Consider the following 23,199-nt stretch of genomic DNA (forward strand, 5'->3'; position numbering starts at 1 on the left):
AGGCCTTCTTCTGTTGCTCGCCGTCCGTATATCCCGTTTCTGCTCTTTAGCAGGACGCGGCGGGGCATTCTGATGCCATTTATTGCAGCCTTTATGACCCCGTCTCGCCCTCATTACCAGCCTTCTACGCGCAGTCCAGGCATACGCTCAAAGTGCTTTTTGTTTCTGGTTACCAGCGTCTGCTTGTTTGCAAGGGCAATGCTTGCTATCAGAAGGTCAGATTCACCGACAGGGTTTGACCCGTTGTTGAGGGCCCCTGCCATCCTTGCAGGGTCTCTGTCAAGTACAAGTAAAAAGAAGGCGTCCAAAAGTGCGTCAACTTTAGCAAGTTCTCTCTTAGGGTCTGTTGATTTATACGCCCCCTTGTACAATTCAAAGGCGTTTATCATCGTGGTATGCAGCGGCTCCTGCATCGATTCCAGCTCTTCTAACTTGCTTTTTGCTGCAGAGTCTTTTCTCAGGTAAGCAACCAAAAAGTCGGTGTCAAGGCAGGCCATTATTTCTTTTTCTCCAGACACAACCACACTACTGCTAAAGCTCTACGTCTCGGGTCCGAAAGTTTTTGCGGAATTCCTTGCTTGCCTGTTCGACCCTGTCGGCCAGCTCTGGCGAATGCAGATCATCCATCATCTCTAGCAGCCTTTGAGCGCTGCCCTTGTTTCCAGTTAGTCGGAGGATGACATCCGTAAACGATTCCCCCTCTTTCTTTGAGGCTTTTAGTGCCTTGTATGCTTTGTCTGTAATTGACAGCGTCCTTGTTGGCATGACAATATAATACACATATGTGTATTTAAACTTTGAAACCCTACTAAAACTCGAAATTCGTTGCAAGCTCAACGTGAGACTGAAAACGTCTTGCAGTCATCTGCTGTGTCCAAAAATAGGAAAAGGCCTTATAATATAATATGAAACACCGAATGTTTCACATTCCGCAGCAATATTATGAAATCGTCAACCTAGAGAGGCTGAAGAAAAATAACAAGGACCCGAAGGGCAAGGCGGGCTTTGCCTTTGACACCAAGCTCGAATCGTTCGTGGCGGGAAGCGCGGCCAAGTTTATCGAAAAGAAGCTCAAAGAGATGGGTCTTGAGATCATCAGGCCCAGAGGCTCTGCCATAGTCATAGGGAAGCAAAAAAAGGAAGAGTCCAAGCCTGACGACGCGGCGCTCAAGGAGGGCATGGAAGAGCTTTTCGAGTCTGTGGGCAAAGAGCTTGGCAGGCTGTTGTTGCAGAGCAGGGAACAGAGGGCAGGCATAGCATAGCGAAGACAACAGTCAAAAGATCTGACCTATCATGCAGCCTGCCTAAAAGAGCAGGCTTGCCGCAAGCACAAACCCGGTTATCCTTGAATACGTGACTGTGGCGTCCATCGCAGGCACAAGTCCCTGCACCGTGTCGTGATCTTGGCGCATGCGTGCCACCGCCTTTATCGCAAAAGGCAGCGAGACAAAGCTTGCAAGCGAGTACACCTTGGTAAAATTGAGCAAAACCCCGGCGGCGATGAGCACGTACGCCGCCACCATGAAAAGCGGGAGCGCCTTTGCACCCTTTTCCCTGCCGATCACAATCACGAGCGTGCGCCTCCCCTTTGACCTGTCAGCCTCAAAGTCAGGGAACGAGTTTACAAACAGCACGGTGGCAGACAGCAGACCGACTATTATGCCGACAAACAGAGCAGCAGCGTCGATGACGCCGGTCTGCACGTAGAACGTGCCGAGCACTATCATTGCCCCCTTGATCCCGACGAACAGCTCGCCAAGGCCCGAGTTCACTATCGAGGTAGAGTAAAAGTAGATGGCGACGACTGCAAATCCGAGTATAACTGCTATCGTTATGCCGCGCACTGCCACAAAGTAGGCGCCTACGAGGACGCCAAGCACAAGGAACGCTACGCCGGCTGCGTAGACGGCCTTGGGGGTCAGGACATTTTCCGGCAGAACGCCGGTTCCGCCAGAGAATTTCGTCCGGGTTGTTGCCGAGTCTATGCCGCGCTTGTGGTCCCAGTAGTCGTTGAGCAGGTCGACGCTTGCGTGCAAAAAGGCGACGCCGGCGTAGGTGAGCCCCGCATAGAGCGGGTCAAACTGCCCGTACTTCCAGTAGGCTATGGCAAGGCCGTTGCTGACTGCAATGACTGACGCCAGCAGGAACCGTATGCGGATCGCCCGCAGCCAGCTTGAAAGGATGAGAGTCGCCTTCACCACCACCACCGCCACTCCTACCAGACGCTAGCAGTGCATGGAGGCTTGTAACTCTTTTGAAGAGAAGATTAGGATAAAAGCTCAAAAGGCCGGCGCCTTTTTGACTGACGTGGCAGCAACTGTCAGCAGCAACCGCTCTGCAATCCTTGTGTCTGTGTTGGTGATGGGCGTGCTGTTTTCGTTCCTTTACCTTTCGGAATACATTATCGAGCAGGGCGAGGAGCTGCAGAGACAAGAGCTTCTCGGGGCAGCAAGGACGACTGCATGGATGGCCCACATCCCAAAACAGGACAAGGTCTGCTTTGCGATAGACGATGAGTTTCTTGTAAAACATAAAACGATTGCATCGTCGCTTGCAGACATGGAAGACATGGTCAGGCAGAGACAGGTGGTGTCAGACGAGCCGGTGGCAAGCACAGTAATACCGCTTGACAAGAAGGAAATGCTCAATATCGCCAAGGCATACAGCTTCAACATGACTTCGGGCGTGGGCAAGAGCATCGACGGGATCTTTACAAACCGCGAGACGAGGTTTACCTGCACCGTGACGCACGGCGGCAACTATTACGAGATCGTATTCTGGTTCACGTCGACGGAGCAGGTTAATGGAGACAGGGGATACGTGCCTGTCAGGATTGTCGACGGCCCTAGGCGGAGTTCAGAAACGCCTGTCACCTACGTCCCGTTCAACAACACTGCCCTCTTTATCAACGAACTCGCTTTCCCGGTCACGATAGAGATAACGTCAAACGCGCAGCACAGAGATAGCCGGACAATACTTCCGGGCAAGATGACGGCTTTTCACCTTACGCCAAACTGGTCAAGCCTCGACGACACCGTCTACCACTACTACATCAAAGAGACCGGGATTGAAGGGGATCTGGTCTCGTCGCTGAAATACTATGTAGGCTGCATCGACGGCAGGATTGCAGAGTCGCTGTACCGGGAGAGGAACTTTGAACTTGCTTTTCCTTCTTATCTCCCGGCCGGCTTCAAGCCCGTGTGCTATGCCGAGTTCTCGACCGAGGCCGTGAGCTATGTCTATGCGAACCAGACTGCGATAGACCACTACGAGAAAAAATTGCAAGGATACAGGCCGTATCCAAATTACAACCCCTACCCTGATTCCATTTATGACCTGGTGCCGGACGAAGAGTCGCAGGGTCTGGTGCCTGTCTTGGGGATGAAATACTATGACCGCGATTCGGCTCCTTCTTTACGCGACAGTTATAACGAACTCGTCGAGGGGCAGTTTCCCGTGATAACAGAGATAAAGCTGACAGAGCTTGACGGTAGCGAAGACCTGATTCTATCTTATTACGAAGGAGAGAGGGCAGTAGCCATCCGCGCCTTTGCAGAAGAAAACACTGCTTACCGGTTCTCGGGTTTTGTTCAGCTCGACGAGCTTGTAAAAATGGCCCGGAGCATGGACTAGTAGATGGTTTGAAAAGGTTCATTAATGATGGAATTGAAGGCATTCCAATGGCAGAGGCATATATTCTCATAAACTGCGAGCTTGGATCCGAGGACAACGTCATAAAGGAGCTGAAGGCGATACCAGGGGTTGCCGAAGTCAAGGGCGTGTTCGGGGTCTACGACATCATCGCAAGGGTCAACGCCGGGAACGACGAAGACCTGAAAAAGGCCGTTGCCAAGATCCGCTCCCACCAAGGAATAAAATCGAGCCTGACAATGATGGTCATAGAGGGTCAGGGGTCGTAAGGAAACCGCCGTACCCCCTCCCTCCCCCCCATAGTGCTCCACTCCTTTTAAGTGCCACTCGTTTTACGTTGGCTGCCTGCGGGTCGTTGCCAACAACAACACAAGGTCTTTTGATTTGCAAGCCTGCAGGCACTCTCCCCCTCCCTCTCGCTCTGTTTTGGAAATGAAAAAAGAAGAAAGGTTGGTTGGTGGTAGAAAAAGAGGCAGCGTCAGGCTGCCTCTGAGAAGGAAGAGGCGCGCTTTTCCGTCAGCGCCTCCTGCGTCTCGGGGCTTGGGCCCGACTCGATCACTATCGGCCTGTCTGCCAGGTTCTTTGTCGGCATCACCACCGTCTTGCCCTGCTCGTCCTTGAGAATGACGCTAAAGGCGCCCACCTGCTGCACCGTGCCGGCAAACCCGTCGTACGATATCTTTTGCCCAGGCTTCATGGCAGGCTGCACCACCATGCTGCCCTTTATCCAGGCAGGGAACGCCTCACGCAGGCCGTAGGCAAGCCCGGCGCCAAAGCCGATTGCGATTGCGGCTGCCAGGCCCCAGACGAGGGCAGAGATGACAGAGTTCAGTATCTGCTCGCCTATCCTCAGCTGCGAAGTCGCCACCACGAGCACGATTGCATAGAGCACTCCGGTCATGACCAGCCCTATCGTCTTGCCGCCCATGACGCCCCTTGCAGGGAGCTCGCGCTGCATCCACGAGCCGACAAAGTCTGCTATGAGCGAGCCTATCACCAGGATTATCAGGAACGCTATAACGTTTGGCACCCACAGCCAGACAGAGTTTATCGCCTGGGACACCTGCTCGAACTGGAGCACGTTTACTGCTGCGGATATGAAGAACAGGTAGATGAACCACTTGGTGGCAGTCGAGAATATCTTGGTCATGTTCCACCCAGAGCGCGACGCGGCCTTGCCTATGCCGGTTTTGCCCCAGTACGAATCGAGGTTGAGCGCGCGTGACACCTTTTTTACGGCCCAGCCGGCGACCTTGCCCACCAGGTACCCGATGCCAAGCAGTATCAGCGCCGCTATCACCAGCGGCAGGGCGTTTGCCACGGTGGTGCCAAATTCGGTTAATGCATCAGTGACAGGCTCTGTTACGCCCTGGCCGGCCGTCTGCAATGCGGTCAGGAGCAACACGACGTCAACAAATCCAAGGTTCATGCATACAGAGACGTAACTATTGCTTTAATGACTTTCAGCGGCCTGCAATGCGGGAGTGGTAGTACGCAGTCACCACCGCAACACTGTGCCCACCTCCTGACTCTGTCTGCACGACCCTTGTCCTCTCTGTCGTCCCGTCCTCCCAGTGGTCAAATGCAAGCTCCTTGTAGTTGTGGACGGTGACTGTGTACTTGTTGGGCCCTGCTGGCTCGATTATCGCCCACATTGCAAGCTGCTGTTCCTTCGCGCTGCCACTGCTGGCACTACCACTACCGCCACCGCCATCGTCGCCGGAAAGCAACACGGCCCGGACCTGAAGCGGCGGCTCGCCGGCGTATGCAAGCGGAGTGAACCCGCGCTTGGATGCCCCAGACACCTTGTAGTATGCGGTGATTTCAGATTCGGACGTGGCCGGTGAATTTGTAGCCGTGCTGCTGATTGTGCGCGTCCGGGCCTTGCTCCCGTCCTCCCAGTGGTCAAAGAGTATGTTACGATAGTCGTGCGCAGTCACAGAGTATGTTTGCGGCCCCCTACTGCCGCTGCCGCCGTTTCCTCCCGCCGCCCCTCCAAGGACAAAGGAGGCGGGCGTGAACTTGGACTGCGCCACTATTGCAGCTGATGCTCCTCCCCCTTCTCCTGACGGCCTGGACTTTACCGTGCTCCACATCCCTGCGATTGGGTTGCCTCCAAGGTCCACCGACTTGACTGTCAGCGTCAGCTGCGTGTCGTCGTCGTTGTTATTGTTGTTGTTATTGCCGGCCGCGCCTCCTAGCGCCCCATGCGCATCAAGGCGTGCAGATCCTGCGACAAGGCCGTCAAGCCCGCTCACCCTGTCGGCGCCCTCCAGTATCCGGCGCTTTACTTCAAGGTAGCCAAGGCTCGGGTCGTGAGACGCCACAAGGGCCGCCACGCCAGAGACATAGGGAGCGGCCATCGACGTGCCGCTGAGCTCTTCGTAGCCCTGCCTGCCAGATCGTGAATAGGTACTCAGGATGCCCACGCCAGGAGCCGCCATATCGACGCTCTTGGCGCCCCTGTTTGAAAACGACGCCAGCATGTCGTTGTTGTCGCTTGCAGCCACGGAGATGATGTTGTCAAGGTCATAGCCTGACGGGTAGTTTGGCACCCCGTCATTGTCCAGCCTCTCGTTGCCGGCAGAGGCGACTACCAGTATCCCTGCATCCCGGAGCGCCCTGAGGGCATCATATTCGGCCTGGCTGTAGTCCTTGCCGCCAAACGACATGTTCACCACGCGGATGTCGGCCCCCCTCTCCTTCAGCCGGACTATTCTGTCGACTGCGTCCACCACGTCGCTCGTGCTCCCGGCGCCGCTTGCGTCGAACACTTTGAAGGCGACAATCCGTGCGTCCCAGCACACGCCCGAGACCCCGACCCCGTTGTCGCCGGTAGCGCCCATTATGCCTGCAACGTGCGTTCCGTGGCCGTTGTCATCCATCGGGTCGTCGTCGCCGTTAACCAGGTCAAGCCCGCCCGCTGCATAGCTTCCTTTCAGGTCCTCGTGCATATAGTCCATCCCCGTGTCGACTGTTGCCACTATGACGCCGGAGCAGTCTTTGGCAATCTCCCAGGCTTCGGGCGCGTCGATGTCGTGGTTGCCTCCGCTGGCATCATCAAGCCCCCACTGTCTTGCAAAGTCAGGATCCCGGGGTATGGCAGATATCTTGCGCACGGCAGGAGCCTCGGCATACTCGGCCAGGCCAGAGCTTTCATAGTGCTCGGCCGCCTCGCCTGCGGTGTAACCGTCAGGCACCGCCACCACGTCTATCCCGAGTTCCGGAAAGGTGTCCACCACGGACGCGTTGATAGACCTGTGGACGGCCCTCTCGCTTGAAAGCCGCACGCCGTCTTTGAACTTGACCAGAAGCTCCTGCTCGTTGTTGCCGCCATCTCCGTCGTCATCATCATCGTTGCCGCTTGCTGCGCTTGCAGCAGGCAGGAAGGTGACGGCAGTGCTGCTGGCAAGCGCCGCCGCCAGGAGCAACGCCGCCAGGACAAGTGTACAAGAAATTTTTCGCTTTTTCTCGCAGCGGTTCTCGTTATTGTTGCTGTTGTCTTTTCTGTCGGACAAAAAATATCGTCCTAGTGGGGCTATTCGCAGAATAAAGCGATATAGTCCACTTTGTTATCCCAGTACGGTATTTTTCTCTCAACAGCGCTCTGCTTTGGCAAAAGCATGGCGCAGGACTGCCAAAGTTGGCAGCCAGCGCTCAGGCAGCAGCCGTATCTCCCCTTGCTGTACCGTGGCTGAGGCTCTTGCCAAAGAACGCCTTGACGTGCGGCCTGTACATGTAGTAGATGATGACACCGCTTATGATGATGCTGATTATCGCTGCCCAGTTCCCAGCCACGAGCGATATGGCGTTCATCACTATGCTTATCACTGCAAGTACTACGGTGGCGGTCCAGGCCCAGCCCCTGCCCTTGAGCAGGCCCCATGCGACTACGAATGAAAAGATGGCAAGCCCTATCATCACGGCTCCAACCACGATTGCACCCCCGCCAAGGAGCGAGGTCGAGATGTTTGACAGCTCTGGCGTCCCCGTCCCGGGCACGCCGGTCTGCCCCAGCGTGCCGCCCATCATCGGGAGGACGGCGCCGGCAGTCAATGCGGATATACCGCCTACCAGCATTATTATCCCTCCTATTATGTTCAGGATGGCGATTATCGTGACGCCCGTAGGACGGCTCTGGGATGATTGCATGGGCACGTTTTGTGCGCATTGTATTAATGGTTTGCAGACACAATGAGGGAATTTTCATGCAGAGAAATCAAATTCATTGGCTGCCTGGTTGGTTGTTGCCCCTGCATGCTTTTCAGGGCTCGATTATGCCTGTGCTCTCCAGCGGCTTGCGGCCCATGAACCCCTCGTCCCTGCCGTGCCAGAACTTGATCTCGTCCTCGCCTGCCTTCCAGCACAGCCAGACCTCCTCGTCAAACCTCTTTGAGGGAAAGTCAAGCAGCCCCTCGTCCACGCTCTTTATCATGACTCCCATCGCCTCAAGCGCCTCGATGGCCTTGTACAGGCCAGTCACGGCCGTGTTCAGCTCCTGCTTTTTCTTCATAAAGCGCTCAAAGTCGCCCCCCGACTCTACTATGGCCTGGAGCTCGCTCTGCAGCACCATCACCCGGTTTTTTTGCGCCACGATTGCGGCAAACATGCGCTTTACCTCCGGCAGCGCCTTGTTAGCAGTCTGGGGAGTATAGATGGTGAACATAGCCTATCAGCATTCGAGGGGCACCAGCATTAATTTATGCCTAGCGCAGTTGCCTGGCTAGTGGCAGACTAGACCTCGTACGCCGCCTTGCCGCCGCTGCCACCGTCCCGCCCGTCGCCGCCCCCCTCTTCCACTGCGACTGCCTGGCCGTCATGCGTCTTGGCCCGGACTACAAACGGCCTGGCCGTCACAGGCGCCATGAGTGTGGTGGCAAAGCCAATGGCGACTGCAATCGAGAACAGGGTAAGGTCGATTATCCCGGCGGCAAAGCCGATAGACGCGATGACCAGCTCCACCATGCCCCTGCCGTTCATCAGAAAGCCTATCGCAAGGCTGGTGTCGTTCTTGAACTTGACGATGCGGGCGCCCAGGTAGCCGCCGCCTATCTTTGTCGCTACGGCGACTGCCAGCAGCGCGGCAAAGAACGGGATAGAGCTTGCAATCGACTGCAGGTTTATCTCTATGCCGATGATGGCAAAGAACATGGGCGCAAAGAACCCAAACGTTATCGCAGATATTATGCCATAGACGCGGTCAAAGTTCTGCTTGCCAATTATCTCCTTGTAGATGACAAGTCCGGAGAAGAAGGTGCCTATGATGAAGTGGAGCCCTATCTCCTGCGCCACCAGCGATATGGCGATGGTGATTATGAGCAGTATGCCAAACGCGGCCTCCTTGGTCTGCAGTTTTTTAAAGTATGGCTCGACGCGCGCAGGCAGCCAGTGGCTCGTCCCACGCAGCAAAAAGTCAAAGAAGAATATGCCGGCCAGGAACGCGCCTATCTTGACTGCAGACCACGCCACGCCGCCAAAGTCGAGCTGGGCGCCAGCCTCGGCCTGGCCGACCTGCAGCACTATAGAGAGCACGACGAGCGAGATGATGTCGTTTATCACAGCCGACGTGATGACGGTGTTGCCAAGCTTGCTCCGCAGTATCCCAAACTGCATGAGCACTATGGCGCTTACCGGGACTGCGGTTATCGAGAGCAAAAGGCCCATGAACAGCGATTGCTCTAGCGCAAGGCCAAACAAATGAGACACGGCAGTCCCGGCCGCAAAGGGCACTACAAACGCAATCAGCGATATCACCATTGCGTACCGGCCGGCCTTTCGTATCTCCCGGGGGTCCATCTCCAGGCCGGCAAGCAGCATCAGGAAAAAGACCGCAAGGTCGGACAGCACGCCAAGATCCGAATTAAAGTGGATGATGCCGAAAAGCGAGGGGCCGAGGATCACGCCTGCCAGGATCTCGCCCACGAGCGGCGGCTGCTTTATCCGCTGGAAGAGCTCGCCCAGCACCCGCGCCGCTACGAGGATGATGATGACGCTTACAAAAAGTTCCTCGGCGGCCATGGCTCCGGTGAGCAGAGCCGCAAGATAACCCTTGTGTGCTTTTACACCATGTGTGCACGGGCAGGGGCCGCAGGAAAAAAATAGTTACATAACTTTTTTAAATTTTTGGCGTCCACAGTTGACGTGAAGCTGGATTTTCCCAGGTATACCGAGAGGCTGGGCGCGGCTAGCATCCACGCCGTGCAGCGCATATACGAGCTGGACTCGGGCAAGTCCAAGGGTTTCCTCTCGTCGCACCAGACCATCAAGAAATTCGACTATGACGAGATATCCAACATCCTGCACGAGATGGCCATAGTGGTGCCTGTCAAGGAGGAAAAGCTAAAGCTCTTGGAGGGAGTACTCTCGGGCATCCCAAACGAATGCCTCGTGATAATAGTGTCAAACAGCCCCCGGGGCCCCGTAGACCGCTTTGCGATGGAGGCAGAGACGGTCCGCCAGCTTGACAGGTTCATGGACAAGCGAATCGCCATCATACACCAGCGCGACCCTGCCCTTGGCGAGCTGTTCAAAAAGATAGGATACACCTCCATTCTTGATTCGTCAGGCAGCGTGAGGAACGGCAAGGCGGAAGGGATGGTGATAGGCCTGCTTCTTGCCAAGATGTACGACAAGGACTATGTCGGGTTCATAGACAGCGACAACTATGTGCCCGGCGCCGTTAACGAATACGTCAAGATATTTGCTGCAGGGTTTGGCATGGCATCCACGCCATACACAAACGTCCGCGTCTCGTGGGTCTTCAAGCCCAAGGTGCGCAACAACTCGCTCCAGTTCTCAAAGTGGGGCAGGGTGTCAGAGATAACGAACAGGAACCTCAACGCCCTGCTTGCAGGCATCACAGGCTTTGAGACGGAGGTTATCAAGACGGGCAACTCGGGCGAGCACGCCCTCTCCATGCCCCTTGCAGAGTGCCTGCACTTTTCAAGCGGGTACTCGGTCGAGCCGTACGAGATAGTGGACATTTTCGAAAAGTTCGGAGGCCTCATCCCGACCAACTTTACGCGGATGGGCGAAAAGGGCGTCGAGATATTCCAGATAGAGACCCGCAACCCCCACTTTCACGAGGACAAGGGCAAGTCGCACCTCAACCACATGCTTGAGGCGTCGCTTGGCATCATAGCTGCAAGCAAGATCTGCCCCGACGACCTTCGCGAGTCGATACAGGCCCAGATGGCGCAGATATCCGACTCGGCAGGCAGCGGCAAGAACACGGACTGGCGCAAACGCTACCCCCTCATAGAGCCGGTATGCTCGGTGCCCATGGCCGAGTTTGCCAAGGGCGTGAGGGAAAAGGCAGAGACGTTCTTCCGCCACGGCGGCCTAAAGTAGGGCGGCGGCCCCTTCTCCCGGCCCGTCCACCCACCTACTCCCCCTCCCTCCCCCCACCGTGCTCCAGCCTTTAAAAGAACTATTTGCAGCATAGCTTGTGTGTCTGAAACTAGGCTTGAAGAAGAAAGCGCGGCATTGGAGGCCGGGGCAGTAGAAGAAGAAATAGAGGGACAAGAGGAGCAGCAGCGACAGGTCGAAATCCTTGAACATGAGATCGAGTGCCCAAGGTGCAGGGACTCGATGACGCTGTGCTCCGACTTTGACAGCCTGTATTACTTTTGCAAAGAGTGCGACTTTTGTCTCTACACCATAAAGAAATAGCAGTAGCAGGCAGAGAGCAGTCACGGCAGCCGGCAGACGGCAGACACAACAACAATATTTAGGCCCGGCCGCCCAGAAAAGGCGCATGAAAGTCTGGGTCGTCTTCAAGACCACGCCTTACGGCAACGCGACGGACATTTTCGGCGTCTTTGATTCGCAGGACGGTGCAGAAAAGGCCAGAAAACAGGTCAGTGACAGGGGCCACTGGGGCGGCCGCATCATAGAGCGCGAGCTCAACCAGCTAAGCCTTTGACAAGAAAAGTCCGTTAATTTTCTGGCGGCTGCATAGCAGAAACATTTTGTGATTCAGCATGTTTTTCAATACAGCAAGCAATATAGAGAAATATCAGCAGACCTCGAATCAAAAGTTGCTTGATAAGAAACCGCGCCGAGCTGGAGGAGTTCCACGGCAGAGAGGCAGGAATCGTCCTTGGCGCGCTTGACGCCGCGATAAAGAGCGTCGAGCCGGGCAGGCTTGTCAGGCGCGCCATGAAATTCGACGGCACCAATGGCCACCTTGTCGTACGAGACATCGCAGGCGACAGCGTCCGCAGGTTCGAGGGATTCAAGGACGTATACATTGTAGGGGCAGGCAAGGCTACTGCGGCCATGGCCGACGCGGCGTGCTCCATCCTGAAAGGCAGGGTGGCAGGAGGCGCGATAAACGTGCCCCGCGACGGCGCAGGCGACAGGATAAACGACAGGCGCATACAGGTGACCCACGCGTCGCACCCCATCCCGGACAGGAGCGGACTGAAAGGGGCGAAAAGGATTGTCGACGTTGTCAGAAGTGCAGGCGACGACGACCTTGTGCTCGTGCTGATTTCCGGCGGAGGCTCGGCGCTGATGCCGCTCCCTGCAAAGGGCCTGACCATAGCAGACAAGCAAGAGATGACGTCTCGCCTGCTTGCTTCCGGCGTGTCGATCCAGGAGGTGAACGTCGTTCGCAAGCACCTTTCGGCTGTCAAGGGCGGCAGGCTGGTGCAGGGCGCAAGGTGCACGATAGTCTCGCTTGTCCTGTCCGACGTGATAGGCGACGACCTTGGCTCGATAGCCTCGGGCCCGACGTCGCCTGACCCGTCAACGTTTGCAGACGCCGCCAGGATAATCAAAAAATACAGGATAGCAGGGCCGGCGGCTGCCATCCGGCACCTGTCAAAAGGCGCCGGCGGGCTGATAGAGGAGACGCCCAAGCCCGGCGACCCGGCATTCGGCAGGGTGCACAATTTCATAATAGGCAACAACGAGCTGGCATGCAGGGCCGCTGTCGCGTATCTGAAGCGCAGGGGCGTCAACGCCAGGTACCTCGGCTCGGATTTTGCGGGCGACGCCGCCAGGTTTGGAAGGCAGATGGCAGGCATTGCCTGCCCGGCGGTGGCAGGAGGCGAGACCACGGTGCGCCTTGGCCGCCAGAAAAAGCGCGGAAAAGGCGGCCGCAACCAGGAGGCGGCCCTTGCCTTTGCACTTGCAGGCAGAAGAAAGAAAGGCAGTGAGGCGATAGCAGGCTTTATCGGGACCGACGGCATCGACGGCAACTCGGACGCGGCAGGCGCCATAATATCGAAGAGGTCGATGCTGCTATCAGAAAAGATAGACGCCAAGAAGTTCCTAGCAGAACACGACAGCTACCACGCGCTAAAAAAGATAAAGTCGCTGATATTCACCGGCAGGACTGGCACCAACGTGAACGACGTTGCAGCGGTGGTATTACTGCGACGTGCTGACACCGCCACTACTACTACTACTGCTGCCGCCGGCGACCATGACATCGCCTGACACTACGCGGATCTCTTTTTCTCCGTTCTCCACTCTGACGACTAGCGAACCGTCGCCGGCGACATCCACTGCCGTGCCGCGTATAGGCTTTTTGCCCTGCTGCTGCGATATAGTCACCTGTTTGCCCAGCATGTCAGACCTCTTTTTCCATTCCTCCATCACGGCCCGCTGTCCCCCCTCTCCCTCCTTCTCATTTTCTTCCAGCATCAGAAAGTAATAGTGCTCTAGCTTTTCAAGGAGCGCCCCTGTCAGGCGGAGCCTGTTTATGTCGTGGCCGGCCTCCTGCGCAAGCGAGGTTATCCCCGGCCTCCCTTCCCTGCCCTCGATTTTCAGTTTCGACGTATCGACGTTTGCGTTTATGCCGATGCCCACGACGGCGTAGTTGACGGTCTCGGCCTCGGCGCTCAGGTCAAGCAATATCCCGGCCACCTTTTTGCCTGCGACCATCACGTCGTTTGGCCACTTTAGCGTGGCGTTGATTTTTGCCTCTTGGCGGATGGCGTCGCACACTGCCACTGCCGCAGCAAACGGCAGCATCGTGCTTGCCGCAGTCGGTATCGGCGGCCGCAGCACGACAGACAGCCATATCCCGCCCCTTGGCGAGACCCAGCGCCGCTTCATCCTCCCACGGCCGCCGCTCTGCTGCTCGGCAATGACCACCAGCCCCTCGTCTTCGCCCTTTTCTGCAAGCGCAATTGCAATCGCCTGGGTCGAAGTCGCCATCTCGCGGTAGACTATTTTCTTTTTGCCAAGGACCTTGTTAGTATGCAAGAGCCGTCCAAGCTCCCACGGCACAGGATACTCGGTGCCGCCTGCCAGCCTGTAGCCCTTGCCGTGCAGCGACTGGATATCGTAGCCGCATCTGCGCAGCCTGCGTATGTGCTTCCAGACTGCGCTCCTTGAAATCCCCGCTTTTCTGGCAAGCGTCTGGCCCGACGAGTAGCCGGCCGAGTCCTGCAGGACCGAAATAAAGTCTTCCAGCCTGTCAGCAGAAGTTCTTGGCATGCATGCACATTATTTCGTGCGGTATAATAATCAATTAATTATTTGAGAATATCGCTTCTACCAAGCGTCTAATGCAACAAAAGCGTTGCATAACTTGTTGCACAAGCGCGGAGCTTCGAGCTAGTCCCGAAAATCCACAGACACTAAACTTCTTTGCAAAGATTCATCAAGTATTACTAACAATTTTTCCGACTTTATTATCTGTTATTTGGTATATCTATCCCCCTACCACGTCACTGTTTCTTCTGTCAGTTCTTGGTGATGCTACAATCAAGGAGATGATGGATACCTAGTGGCTCAGTCATTTGTACAGAGAAAGAAGAGCCGCCTGCGTGTCAAGGGTCTGAAAGTAAAGGACAGAGAGAAGATCAAAGAAGCTATTGCAATTAGCGTCCAGAACGGCAACTATACAACTAGGGAAATAGGCTTGGACATTGGCAAGGATCACACCACCGTCTCACGCTATCTGACAGAGATGGAAAAGGAAGAAGGTAAATGGGGCATCAGACGCGATGCCAATGGCAACATCGTCATCTCGCTGCAAAAGCAGCTGGCACAGGAATACAGGCGCCTTGAAAGAGGCGGCGAACCATTCAACCAGCTGCCATCTATACAGAAATGGATAACGTATCTAAAGTCGGGCGGCATACCAGCAACGCGCATCCAGTACATGGTAAACGTCATTCACGGAATCTCGGACCAGCTGATGGTCATGCCAGAGACACTGGTCAGCCACGGAGTACCAATTGACTCGGCAAGGAGAAAAGAGATAGCTATAGAGTATTGGCGCAATTTCCTTGCATGGTTTAATAGCGCGTATCCTCGGATGCAAAAAACAGGCGCCATCAATGTTTATAGAAGCTTTTTGTCAGCTCACAGCGTCAACTTTGCCCATGGCGAAGGCAAGAGGTACGGTCTGTCAACGACTCCTGAGAGGCTCGGAGAATACAAAGAAATTATGCTCACGCCAGAGCAGATTGCTGCCATAAACAAACGCCTTGAAAAAGAGAGTGACTGGGAATCCTGGTCGTTTATGAACATCGACCTGCACACTGGAGCCAGGGCATTTGCAATGGCGTCGATGAACTGGGACAGGATAGCTTTCTCACCTTTATTCAGAGTAGAGCAGTTTGAACCGAAGGTAAAGCGTGGTGACTGGTACCTGACAAAGGAAGGCAAGTGGTGGGTCAAGTATCCTACAGAAGAGTGCAGGGCTGTTGTCGAGACCGCGCATGACAGGCTGCCAAAGAAAGAGAGATTTCTGTTTTTTGATGATGCCGGCAGCGACAAGGCAAATGCCCTGCAAGCTTCTTATGTCATGTCAAGGATGGCTGTCAAGTTCAAAAAGGTATTTTCGGAGCTCGACAAAGCAAGTTGGATTAATGAAAAGACTAGAATATACGCACTAGGGGACGAAGTATACTTTAACGGACACCCTTTGCATTTGTTAAGGCATACAATGGCACAGTACTATTTGGTAGCCACGAATTGGTCGTTAGCTTATGTGGCAAGCTTGGGCGGGTGGGAGAACACGGAAGTATTGAACAAGTGTTATGGTGGCATTCCAGAGCACGTTAAAGCACAGATGGCAAAGTCTATTCATGCCAGATTTGATGTTCTTCTTAACCTTCAATAACCAACGTTGATGGATATTGATATTGTAGGTTCTATTCATAGACAGGAGCGGTCTTGCATGCTGTAGCCGCTGGTTATCTTGTGCCTTATCTTGTCGAGTTTTGTGCCAGTTCTCAACCTGCATTTTATGCATCAAAATTACTGGTGCTTCTGTGAGCGAAAAGCCGCAAAAACCGGCAGATTTTGAAATAATAACATTGTTAGTTGCAGGGACATCTATCACCCGCAATTTCTGAGTAGTAAGGCGAAGCTCATGGCATTGGGCCTCTATCTCTTGACTGTGTAAAGGGCTGCCAGAAGGACCAAGAAAGAGACGACGAAAAGGCACAGAAAATGTTCGAGTCAGGAGCGTTTACGCTGCCAGATGCGCCCACAGGTCAAGCTGACGGCAAATTAAACTAATTTTATTGCTAGACTCTGCTGTTTGAGCTCTTGCTTTTTCCGGTCCTGAGGAAACAGTCAAAATCTTGCTCTCAATGAAAAACCACGACTAGATTCAGTATTTCAGTATTTCAATAGTTGCAGCTTCCAAAATAGACTCAAAGCCCTTGCTTACCGACTGGTTCCTCAGGTACTTGGCAAAATCAGTATTAGTGATGATTCCGACTATCTCTTTAGAGACCGGATCCTTGACCAGAAGGTGACGGACTTTATTTTTCAGCATGATGTCAGAAGCCTGTTCCATGGGTGTATTGGCATCGACATATACTAGTGGCGGAGATATGGCAATAATCCTATCAGGCTGCAGATCGCGCGAGATAATCCTCACGATATCGCGTTCTGTGAAAATTCCTATGATGTCGTTATTGTCATCCGTTATCAGTACTGAGCTGACGTTGTTCTTGTCCATCAATTTCGCTATATCTTTAGCAGTGCTCCTGATATTGATTGTAACCAGCCGTTCATTCATGTACCGTTCAACAGTAGTTTGGTTCATGATAGCTAGTACTGAGAGTATCCGTGCATATAAGCTGAATAGCATATGTTTCGTCGCAGGTCATCATTCTTTTTGCAACCACAGTAGAAGATGGTGGGATGTATACCGAGGAAATTTAGCGAATAAGTAACACGCGTATATATCATGATAGAAAATCAAGATAGGGACTATTGCGTATTATCAGGTTTCTTGATAACGACAAGCTTTTACCTTACAAAAAAAGAAAGGAGATGGCAAATTCTGTTACATTAGGCTAAATTTCTCATTTTACTTCTACTTTGGTGCTTTCTTCTTCCACTTTTGTAGGAGTCTTCTTTGGCAGCTTTACGTTCAGGATTCCGTTACTCATTTTGGCTTCTATTTTTGACGGCACTATCTCTTCAGGTATCGGAACTCTGCGGTAAAATGATCTATACGACCTTTCATTATAGACGTAATTCTTTGCCTTTTCTTCTGTCTTTTCCTTCTGTTCGCCAGTAATCTCGATAGAATGCTTTGTGGCTTTGACATCGATCTTTTCTTTTTCAATTCCTGGCACTTCGACTGATAGCTCATAGTGATCTCCCTTGTCCACCATGTCGCACAATGCCTTTCTTATTGCTGTCTGGCCTTCCTCGAACAGGGATGGGAATTCAAAATTCCAATCAAACGGTGAGGACCATGGACGCACGAGTGTTCTTTCTACTTCACGTCTAAAGTTGTCAAAAATGCTGTCCAGTCTTCTTAGGGCCAAAAATCTGTTTTCCTCTGCTACTTTTGACTCGTTTCTTTTGGAGATATCATCAGTTTTTTCGGACGATGTCATATGCAGAGAGAGAAATGCTCGTTGTTATTTTAGTTCTAAGAACATAGTGCAATGCAGTGCATACATATTGCACATATACGCAGGGTTTGAAAAATTGCAACATGTCTAAAACAGCTACTTCTACAAAAGCTCAAACCGTAGCTGGGGTGTCCAAGATTCTCGTGCCTCATGACGGCTCAGAAGCATCAGACAAGGCACTCGACAAGGCCATAGAATTTGCCAAGGCACTGGGCTCGGAAATAATCCTTCTCAATGTGGTCGACGACCGCTTCGTGCCGCCCAGCACAACACTTGCGTTTCTGAGCGAAAAGTCCTCTTTGGAAGACGCCAAGACGCAGATAGTCAGACTGCTAAAGCAGGCTGCAGAGGGCATGCTGAAGGACAGGATTCAAAAAGTCACCAATCAGGGCATAAAGATGCGGCACATACTGGCGGTAGGGTCGCCGGCAGAGGAGATAGTGGCCATAGCAGACAACGAAAAAGCAAGCCTGATAATTATGGGTTCCAGGCGGCTCTCGACAAAGGAAAAGATAAAGGCACTTGGCAGCGTCGCAAGGAGGGTTTCAGAGACATCCTCCATTCCTGTAATGATAGTGAATTAGTAGGGACATTTACTACTCAGCAACAACAACAATAACAGCAGAGCAGTGCCAGTCATTTTTTAAAAACAATTTTTTGGTTTTTACTCTCAATCAAAGCATGGCGCAAAAAGAAAGAGGGTAAAAGGAGGAAGGAGAGAATAAGAAACAGCAGAGCCTCTGCTTGTTTGTTTCTTTCTTACTCGACCCTTATTTCCTTCCCTTTGGGCTGCTTTTTCTTCCCAAAAGTTATTTCCAGTATGCCGTTGTTGAAGGTTGACTTGGCAGTATCGGTGTCAGCCTCAGGAGGCAGCTCTATCGTTCGGCGGTACTTTCTCTGCGGCGTTTCTGCCTTTACCTCAATAGACTTGTCGTAGACATTCACCTTGACACTGTCTTTGGTGACGCCGGGCATTTCCACAACCACCTTGATGTCTTTGTCTGACGTAACGACGTCTGCAAGTGGCTCCCTCTCAGAAGTAAGCTCTGGTGTCGTCCCAACACCGCCTGCACCTCCAAGAGACTTGACGTTTCCAAACTCTCTTACCCTTGGCTTTCCATCCGGCCCTATAGTGACAGAATACCCATAGACTATCGGGCCTACTTCTCTTACTTTTCCGCCGCCCTCTGTTTCGTACTCACGAACAAGGTCCTTTGGAAGTTTTTCTGTGTCACGGAATGCGTCTTCGAACATCTTTTCCATTTCTCTGCGCATTTCTTCAAATTCGCTAAATATGCTGCCGCTTCCTTCCCTTCCAAAGCCAAACCTTGTCATCCTGGCTGGAAAGAATCTCCTGAACCATTCATCAAATTCTTTATCTTTAGAGCTCATCAAATTCACCTAGCTCAATTGATGCCGCTGTTTGCTCTTAAGCATTTCCAACGCGGTGCCATGCACAGCATGCGCGTTCTTTTTTTATTCTAATGAACAGGATAATCCTATGAACAAGAGGACACTAGATGCCTTGACAAGATGGGTTCCGCTGAGCGCAGTAGCATCAGGCCTGTCATTGGCTATTGGCTCAATACTCAACATCCCACAGATGAGCACGGTTATGGCAGCAACTGTCGCAGGAGTTACAGTATTTGCGGGCTTTGCCATGAGGTCTTATGGTAAGGGATCCAAAGAGTACTATGAAGGTGCTCAAGAGAAACAGGGCACGATTAGCTCCTAGTTATTAGTGAGAGAATAGTAGGAGGAGATGTAAACTATCATGCCAGACAATAACAATAATAACGCGGATAAACAGAAAGGAAGTAAAACGAGTTTTTCTTTACGCGTGGCTGAAGCTTCTGGAAAAGATGTCGGAAGAAAAATCGCCAGAATAGATCCAAAAGTTACGGAAGAACTTGGAATTGCTACAGGCGACGCAGTAGAGATATCTTCTGCCGGCGGTGGCCGCAAAACCACAGTTCTAAACTGGCCTGCATACCAGCAGGATCGTGGTAAAGGCCTAATCCGCATCGACGGCTATGTAAGAAACAAGCTTGGCGTGGGAATCAACGACACTGTCGAGGTCAAAAAGGTGGCCGCAAGGCAAGCCGGAAAAGTCACTCTGGCTCCTACCGAGCCTCTCCGAATAGTCGGGGCCGAGGAATACTTGACAGGGTTTCTAAGCGGGCAGCTTGTAACAAAGGGCGACACCATTCCTCTGAACATCATGGGCCGGCGCGTCGACTTGGTGGTCATTTCAACCAATCCGTCAGGTCCTGTAATAATATCTGACTCTACAGAAGTAATGATTTCAGAAGAATCCGCCAAGGCCGCGGCGGCTTTGAAGGAAGGCGGCATGCCGTCCATAACTTATGAGGACATTGGCGGCTTGAAGAACGAGGTCGCCAAAGTGCGCGAAATGATCGAGCTTCCGCTAAGACACCCGGAGCTGTTCAAAAGGTTGGGCGTCGAGGCACCAAAGGGAGTCATTCTCCACGGTCCTCCTGGAACGGGCAAGACCCTGCTGGCAAAAGCCGTTGCAAATGAAACGAACGCCAGCTTTTACACCATCGGCGGACCTGAAATCATGAGCAAGTACTATGGCGAAAGCGAGGAACGATTAAGGAGCATCTTCCAAGAAGCCGAAAAGAATGCCCCCTCAATCATATTCATTGATGAGCTGGACTCGATCGCCCCAAAGAGGGAAGAAGTGTCCGGCGAGGTGGAAAGGAGAGTGGTAGCGCAGCTGCTGTCGCTGATGGACGGACTTGCCTCGCGCGGCAAGGTTGTAGTTATTGGAGCCACCAACAGGATAAATGCAATCGATCCAGCCCTTAGGAGGCCAGGAAGGTTCGACAGGGAAATAGAGATAGGTGTCCCTGACAGGGACGGCCGTCTAGAAATACTGCAGATCCACACGCGCGGCATGCCCTTTGCAGAAGACGTGAACTTGGAAAAGCTTGCAGACATCTCGCATGGCTTTGTCGGCGCGGACCTCCAAGCTCTGGCCAGAGAGGCGGCCATGCGCGCGCTACGCAGGGTGCTTCCCGAAATCGACCTGTCTGCCGAAAGCATTCCCGGCGAGACTCTCAGCAAGATAGTAGTCAAGATGCAGGACTTTATGGACGTCATAAAGGAGATGGAGCCCTCTGCAATGAGGGAAGTGTTTGTAGAAGTCCCAGATGTCAAGTGGGAAGACATCGGCGGCCTAGAAGACGTAAGGCAGGAGCTCATGGAAGCCGTTGAATGGCCCCTGAAGTACCAGGGCGTGTTTTCCTATGCAGATGCAACGCCGCCAAAGGGGATCCTGCTCTATGGTCCGCCTGGAACCGGCAAGACTCTGCTGGCAAAAGCGGCAGCAAACGAAAGCGAGGCCAACTTTATCAGCATCAAGGGCCCAGAGCTTTTGAGCAAGTGGGTTGGCGAGTCAGAAAAGGGAGTGAGGGAGGTATTCAGAAAAGCAAGGCAGGCAGCTCCTTGCATAATATTCTTTGACGAAATAGATGCCATAGCGCCTACGAGGGGCGGGGCGGGACTTGGAGGAGACTCGCACGTTACAGAGCGCGTGATCAGCCAGATGCTGACCGAGCTTGATGGCCTCGAAGTGCTGACAAACGTGGTAGTAATTGCCGCAACCAACAGACCGGACATTGTAGATCCTGCGCTGCTGAGACCGGGCAGGTTCGACAGGCTGCTGTACATCGCCCCACCAGACCGAAACGCAAGGCTTCAAATAATAAAAATCCACACGAGAAAGAAACCCTTGGCCGCGGATTTCGACATTGAAAAGCTGGCATCCATGACTGACGGGTACACGGGGGCCGACATTGCGGCTCTGTCTTCTGCTGCCGTGATGCTTGCCCTCAGAGAACACATCTCAAAATACAAAGACCCAAAAGAAGCCGAGAAGAACGCCAAAGAGCTCAAGATACACATGAAGCATTTTGAAGAGGCAATGAAAAAGATAAGGCCGCTGTCAGCGCAAGAGCTTGAAATGTACAAGAATGTTGCAGAGAGGTTCAGCAACGTAAAGCCCTCGTCTTATCAAAGATGAGGGCGCGCAAGCTAGCAAACGTCGGATCGCATAGAAATTTCTGACCTGCCACTGATGATAGAGTGAGCAAAGAAATTATGTCTGCGGACAAAGAAGCAGCCGAACGTCACCGAAATAGGAGTAATCTGCTCCTAGCAGGACTGGGGTTCATGGCGGCAGTTATGTTATGGAGGGCGGCGTGGGAGATCACTGCAGAATTGATGTCTCCATATGAGAGTCTGATCATTGGTCTGGTCCTGCTTGCCGGAATTGCCTATATCGAAAGAGACTTTATCTACAGGCTATTCTAGGTCTGCCCTACTGACTTGCTCATTCCGACATGGCATTTCTTGCTAACCGCAGAGGCAGGCAGGGAGGACGCAGGCGTATATGATGCGGAAGCAATTTTAGACATCTGAGAAATGGGCATTATCGTTCAATGTACTCGTCTACCTCTTCGATAACCTTTACGACTCTTGCAGTTTTGAACAAATGCCAATGCGTCAGAAAATACTCCTTGGCGCGGTCCTTTGATAGGAATAAAAAAGGCCCAAAATCGCGCCATTCATTCCTGTTGTCAATGTACTGGATCTTGTACCTTACAGAGATTATTTTTTCATTTTGAGACTCCAATGATGCTATGCGCTTTATGCTACTAGAAATATTTTCTGTAGAACACAGGGTAATAATGCTGATTATCAAATACCGGATAGTGCATCGCGCGAGCTATCCGCCAACTTATTAGAATGCACTCCATCATATTTTCTGAGAATGAAAAAATCTCCTTTGCAGGTAGGCTAGTATATGACATCCAAAATTGTTTCTGCAGACTATGATCTACCTTTCAAAGATGCTGTAACTATCATGGCCAAGAGTACGATAGGAAACCTTGTGATAAAAAATGGCGGAGGTAATGTAGTAGTAGGCTTGCTAACAGAACGCGAAATCTTGGCACATCTGTACAGGTACAAGAAAATTCCTGACCTTCAATGCAGGGCAATCAAACTCACGGGATTTACGAAAATATCACCTGAAACAACCATAGAAGAAGCTGCGCGAAGAATGATCCTTTCAAAACATCGTCTGCTAGTTTATGACAATTTGGATCAAAAGGATGAAAGGGTGGCAGGCATTATTACAGCATCCGATCTTGTCAGAGCATTTTTTACTGCGTGACAAAAACCCTGACTTGGATAAGGTAATGTCAAAAAGGGTGGCCACCCTTCAAGATTGGGCATCAATAAACGACGCCGTCAGAGTATTGCACAGGAGAAGAATAGGTAGCGTGATAGTTACGACTTGGGATGGATTCTACCAAGGGATTTTCACTGAACGTGACCTCCTCAGCAAGGTCTTGGTGGAGGACAAGCTTCTGGACAAGAGGGTAGGAGAATATTGTTCGTGGTTCATGCTGACTGCGCAGAGTGGCATACGTGCGAGGGGTGCTGCAAAGCTAATGTTTGCGAATGACATAAAACGGTTACCTATCACAAGGATGGCAGAATTATTGGGATCGTCACAGCAAGGGATTTAGTTGAAGCGTATTCTTTGCCGGCTGCTCATTGACATGCAGCTACTTGTTTTAGAGCAAATTGGCTTGCCAGTCTGCATCAAAATTGGCTTTGGAACGGGCTGCTCAGGCTCCAAGTTGCCATGTGTAGAAGAATTGAATCA

At 52.6% G+C, this 23,199-nt stretch carries 26 protein-coding genes; 13 read left to right on the forward strand and 13 right to left on the reverse strand.

What is annotated here, in order from left to right; translation table 11 throughout:
- Positions 1-113: 113 nt before the first annotated feature.
- Positions 114-497: a type II toxin-antitoxin system VapC family toxin gene (locus WKI84_RS03145; RefSeq protein ID WP_337862155.1), complete on the reverse strand. Its 384-nt coding sequence runs from the start codon at positions 495-497 to the stop codon at positions 114-116.
- Positions 498-531: 34 nt separating this feature from the next.
- Positions 532-765 carry an antitoxin VapB family protein gene (locus WKI84_RS03150; protein WP_337862067.1) on the reverse strand — a complete coding sequence of 78 codons (234 nt, stop codon included), beginning with the start codon at positions 763-765 and terminating at the stop codon, positions 532-534.
- Between the two features lie 152 nt (positions 766-917).
- Here WKI84_RS03150 and WKI84_RS03155 point away from each other — a divergent pair, with 152 nt between their 5' ends.
- Complete coding sequence (locus WKI84_RS03155) at positions 918-1,262, forward strand: hypothetical protein (RefSeq protein WP_337862068.1); 345 nt, start codon at positions 918-920, stop codon at positions 1,260-1,262.
- 42 nt (positions 1,263-1,304) lie between these two features.
- Here WKI84_RS03155 and WKI84_RS03160 read toward each other — a convergent pair whose 3' ends face one another.
- Positions 1,305-2,207, reverse strand: a complete 903-nt coding sequence (locus WKI84_RS03160; RefSeq protein WP_337862069.1) for a prenyltransferase — start codon at positions 2,205-2,207, stop codon at positions 1,305-1,307.
- A 28-nt stretch (positions 2,208-2,235) separates the two neighbouring features.
- On the opposite strand from WKI84_RS03160, the gene WKI84_RS03165 reads away from it, so the two are divergent.
- Complete coding sequence (locus WKI84_RS03165; protein WP_337862070.1) at positions 2,236-3,633, forward strand: hypothetical protein; 1,398 nt, start codon at positions 2,236-2,238, stop codon at positions 3,631-3,633.
- A gap of 47 nt (positions 3,634-3,680) precedes the next feature.
- Positions 3,681-3,920 carry an Lrp/AsnC ligand binding domain-containing protein gene (locus tag WKI84_RS03170; RefSeq protein ID WP_337862071.1) on the forward strand — a complete coding sequence of 80 codons (240 nt, stop codon included), beginning with the start codon at positions 3,681-3,683 and terminating at the stop codon, positions 3,918-3,920.
- A 209-nt stretch (positions 3,921-4,129) separates the two neighbouring features.
- Here WKI84_RS03170 and WKI84_RS03175 read toward each other — a convergent pair whose 3' ends face one another.
- The 5 genes from WKI84_RS03175 to WKI84_RS03195 form a co-directional block, all read right to left on the reverse strand.
- A complete protein-coding gene (locus tag WKI84_RS03175; protein WP_337862072.1) occupies positions 4,130-5,080 on the reverse strand; it encodes a mechanosensitive ion channel domain-containing protein in 951 nt (316 codons plus the stop codon).
- 34 nt (positions 5,081-5,114) lie between these two features.
- Positions 5,115-7,169 (reverse strand): S8 family peptidase, encoded by a 2,055-nt coding sequence (locus tag WKI84_RS03180; protein ID WP_337862073.1) that lies wholly within the window; start codon positions 7,167-7,169, stop codon positions 5,115-5,117.
- 139 nt (positions 7,170-7,308) lie between these two features.
- On the reverse strand, positions 7,309-7,803 hold the full coding sequence (locus tag WKI84_RS03185; protein ID WP_337862074.1) for a hypothetical protein: 495 nt from the start codon (positions 7,801-7,803) through the stop codon (positions 7,309-7,311).
- Positions 7,804-7,915: 112 nt separating this feature from the next.
- Entirely contained in the window at positions 7,916-8,317 is a 402-nt protein-coding gene (locus WKI84_RS03190) for a DUF2203 domain-containing protein (protein WP_337862075.1), read from the reverse strand.
- Between the two features lie 68 nt (positions 8,318-8,385).
- The gene (locus tag WKI84_RS03195) at positions 8,386-9,669 is read right to left on the reverse strand and encodes a cation:proton antiporter (RefSeq protein WP_337862076.1); all 1,284 of its coding nucleotides are present in this window, start codon (positions 9,667-9,669) and stop codon (positions 8,386-8,388) included.
- Positions 9,670-9,774: 105 nt separating this feature from the next.
- Between WKI84_RS03195 and mpgS the strand changes: the two genes are divergently transcribed.
- From mpgS to WKI84_RS03215, 4 genes are all read left to right on the forward strand, one after another.
- Positions 9,775-11,001 carry a mannosyl-3-phosphoglycerate synthase gene (mpgS, locus tag WKI84_RS03200; protein ID WP_337862077.1) on the forward strand — a complete coding sequence of 409 codons (1,227 nt, stop codon included), beginning with the start codon at positions 9,775-9,777 and terminating at the stop codon, positions 10,999-11,001.
- A 99-nt stretch (positions 11,002-11,100) separates the two neighbouring features.
- A complete protein-coding gene (locus tag WKI84_RS03205; RefSeq protein WP_337862078.1) occupies positions 11,101-11,322 on the forward strand; it encodes a hypothetical protein in 222 nt (73 codons plus the stop codon).
- A gap of 85 nt (positions 11,323-11,407) precedes the next feature.
- On the forward strand, positions 11,408-11,575 hold the full coding sequence (locus tag WKI84_RS03210) for a hypothetical protein (RefSeq protein ID WP_337862079.1): 168 nt from the start codon (positions 11,408-11,410) through the stop codon (positions 11,573-11,575).
- A 119-nt stretch (positions 11,576-11,694) separates the two neighbouring features.
- Positions 11,695-13,098 carry a DUF4147 domain-containing protein gene (locus tag WKI84_RS03215; protein WP_337862080.1) on the forward strand — a complete coding sequence of 468 codons (1,404 nt, stop codon included), beginning with the start codon at positions 11,695-11,697 and terminating at the stop codon, positions 13,096-13,098.
- Here WKI84_RS03215 and WKI84_RS03220 read toward each other — a convergent pair.
- Positions 13,030-14,103 (reverse strand): biotin--[acetyl-CoA-carboxylase] ligase, encoded by a 1,074-nt coding sequence (locus tag WKI84_RS03220; protein ID WP_337862081.1) that lies wholly within the window; start codon positions 14,101-14,103, stop codon positions 13,030-13,032. The genes WKI84_RS03215 and WKI84_RS03220 overlap by 69 nt on opposite strands.
- Before the next feature lie 292 nt (positions 14,104-14,395).
- Here WKI84_RS03220 and WKI84_RS03225 point away from each other — a divergent pair, with 292 nt between their 5' ends.
- A complete protein-coding gene (locus WKI84_RS03225; protein WP_337862082.1) occupies positions 14,396-15,739 on the forward strand; it encodes a hypothetical protein in 1,344 nt (447 codons plus the stop codon).
- A gap of 495 nt (positions 15,740-16,234) precedes the next feature.
- Here the strand turns inward: WKI84_RS03225 and WKI84_RS03230 are convergent, their stop codons facing one another.
- Both WKI84_RS03230 and WKI84_RS03235 read right to left on the reverse strand, forming a co-directional pair.
- The gene (locus tag WKI84_RS03230; protein WP_337862083.1) at positions 16,235-16,675 is read right to left on the reverse strand and encodes a CBS domain-containing protein; all 441 of its coding nucleotides are present in this window, start codon (positions 16,673-16,675) and stop codon (positions 16,235-16,237) included.
- A 262-nt stretch (positions 16,676-16,937) separates the two neighbouring features.
- Complete coding sequence (locus WKI84_RS03235) at positions 16,938-17,480, reverse strand: Hsp20/alpha crystallin family protein (protein ID WP_337862084.1); 543 nt, start codon at positions 17,478-17,480, stop codon at positions 16,938-16,940.
- A 146-nt stretch (positions 17,481-17,626) separates the two neighbouring features.
- Between WKI84_RS03235 and WKI84_RS03240 the strand changes: the two genes are divergently transcribed.
- On the forward strand, positions 17,627-18,082 hold the full coding sequence (locus tag WKI84_RS03240; protein WP_337862085.1) for a universal stress protein: 456 nt from the start codon (positions 17,627-17,629) through the stop codon (positions 18,080-18,082).
- Between the two features lie 175 nt (positions 18,083-18,257).
- On the opposite strand, the gene hsp20 is transcribed toward WKI84_RS03240, so the two are convergent.
- Positions 18,258-18,890 (reverse strand): archaeal heat shock protein Hsp20, encoded by a 633-nt coding sequence (hsp20, locus tag WKI84_RS03245; protein ID WP_337862086.1) that lies wholly within the window; start codon positions 18,888-18,890, stop codon positions 18,258-18,260.
- A gap of 84 nt (positions 18,891-18,974) precedes the next feature.
- Positions 18,975-19,160, reverse strand: coding sequence for a hypothetical protein (locus WKI84_RS03250; RefSeq protein WP_337862087.1), 186 nt, complete (start codon positions 19,158-19,160; stop codon positions 18,975-18,977).
- Positions 19,161-19,272: 112 nt separating this feature from the next.
- On the opposite strand from WKI84_RS03250, the gene WKI84_RS03255 reads away from it, so the two are divergent.
- From WKI84_RS03255 to WKI84_RS03270, 4 genes are all read left to right on the forward strand, one after another.
- Entirely contained in the window at positions 19,273-21,546 is a 2,274-nt protein-coding gene (locus WKI84_RS03255; RefSeq protein WP_337862088.1) for a CDC48 family AAA ATPase, read from the forward strand.
- 62 nt (positions 21,547-21,608) lie between these two features.
- Positions 21,609-21,836: a hypothetical protein gene (locus WKI84_RS03260; protein ID WP_337862089.1), complete on the forward strand. Its 228-nt coding sequence runs from the start codon at positions 21,609-21,611 to the stop codon at positions 21,834-21,836.
- Positions 21,837-22,329: 493 nt separating this feature from the next.
- On the forward strand, positions 22,330-22,701 hold the full coding sequence (locus tag WKI84_RS03265) for a CBS domain-containing protein (protein ID WP_337862090.1): 372 nt from the start codon (positions 22,330-22,332) through the stop codon (positions 22,699-22,701).
- A gap of 13 nt (positions 22,702-22,714) precedes the next feature.
- Positions 22,715-23,059 (forward strand): CBS domain-containing protein, encoded by a 345-nt coding sequence (locus WKI84_RS03270; RefSeq protein ID WP_337862091.1) that lies wholly within the window; start codon positions 22,715-22,717, stop codon positions 23,057-23,059.
- The last annotated feature ends 140 nt before the right edge of the window (positions 23,060-23,199 follow it).

The organism is Nitrososphaera sp., assembly GCF_037447015.1.
In the GTDB taxonomy this organism is placed as follows: domain Archaea; phylum Thermoproteota; class Nitrososphaeria; order Nitrososphaerales; family Nitrososphaeraceae; genus Nitrososphaera.

What these genes read in the sequence shown, in the direction of transcription:
- WKI84_RS03145 (WP_337862155.1), bottom strand. Translation starts at nt 497, where the DNA reads ATGGCCTGCCTTGACACCGACTTTTTGGTTGCTTACCTGAGAAAAGAC.
- WKI84_RS03150 (WP_337862067.1), bottom strand. Translation starts at nt 765, where the DNA reads ATGCCAACAAGGACGCTGTCAATTACAGACAAAGCATACAAGGCACTA.
- WKI84_RS03155 (WP_337862068.1), top strand. Translation starts at nt 918, where the DNA reads ATGTTTCACATTCCGCAGCAATATTATGAAATCGTCAACCTAGAGAGG.
- WKI84_RS03165 (WP_337862070.1), top strand. Translation starts at nt 2,236, where the DNA reads ATGGAGGCTTGTAACTCTTTTGAAGAGAAGATTAGGATAAAAGCTCAA.
- WKI84_RS03170 (WP_337862071.1), top strand. Translation starts at nt 3,681, where the DNA reads ATGGCAGAGGCATATATTCTCATAAACTGCGAGCTTGGATCCGAGGAC.
- WKI84_RS03175 (WP_337862072.1), bottom strand. Translation starts at nt 5,080, where the DNA reads ATGAACCTTGGATTTGTTGACGTCGTGTTGCTCCTGACCGCATTGCAG.
- WKI84_RS03185 (WP_337862074.1), bottom strand. Translation starts at nt 7,803, where the DNA reads ATGCAATCATCCCAGAGCCGTCCTACGGGCGTCACGATAATCGCCATC.
- WKI84_RS03190 (WP_337862075.1), bottom strand. Translation starts at nt 8,317, where the DNA reads ATGTTCACCATCTATACTCCCCAGACTGCTAACAAGGCGCTGCCGGAG.
- WKI84_RS03195 (WP_337862076.1), bottom strand. Translation starts at nt 9,669, where the DNA reads ATGGCCGCCGAGGAACTTTTTGTAAGCGTCATCATCATCCTCGTAGCG.
- WKI84_RS03210 (WP_337862079.1), top strand. Translation starts at nt 11,408, where the DNA reads ATGAAAGTCTGGGTCGTCTTCAAGACCACGCCTTACGGCAACGCGACG.
- WKI84_RS03220 (WP_337862081.1), bottom strand. Translation starts at nt 14,103, where the DNA reads ATGCCAAGAACTTCTGCTGACAGGCTGGAAGACTTTATTTCGGTCCTG.
- WKI84_RS03230 (WP_337862083.1), bottom strand. Translation starts at nt 16,675, where the DNA reads ATGAACCAAACTACTGTTGAACGGTACATGAATGAACGGCTGGTTACA.
- WKI84_RS03235 (WP_337862084.1), bottom strand. Translation starts at nt 17,480, where the DNA reads ATGACATCGTCCGAAAAAACTGATGATATCTCCAAAAGAAACGAGTCA.
- hsp20 (WP_337862086.1), bottom strand. Translation starts at nt 18,890, where the DNA reads ATGAGCTCTAAAGATAAAGAATTTGATGAATGGTTCAGGAGATTCTTT.
- WKI84_RS03250 (WP_337862087.1), bottom strand. Translation starts at nt 19,160, where the DNA reads ATGGCAAAGCCCGCAAATACTGTAACTCCTGCGACAGTTGCTGCCATA.
- WKI84_RS03255 (WP_337862088.1), top strand. Translation starts at nt 19,273, where the DNA reads ATGCCAGACAATAACAATAATAACGCGGATAAACAGAAAGGAAGTAAA.
- WKI84_RS03265 (WP_337862090.1), top strand. Translation starts at nt 22,330, where the DNA reads ATGACATCCAAAATTGTTTCTGCAGACTATGATCTACCTTTCAAAGAT.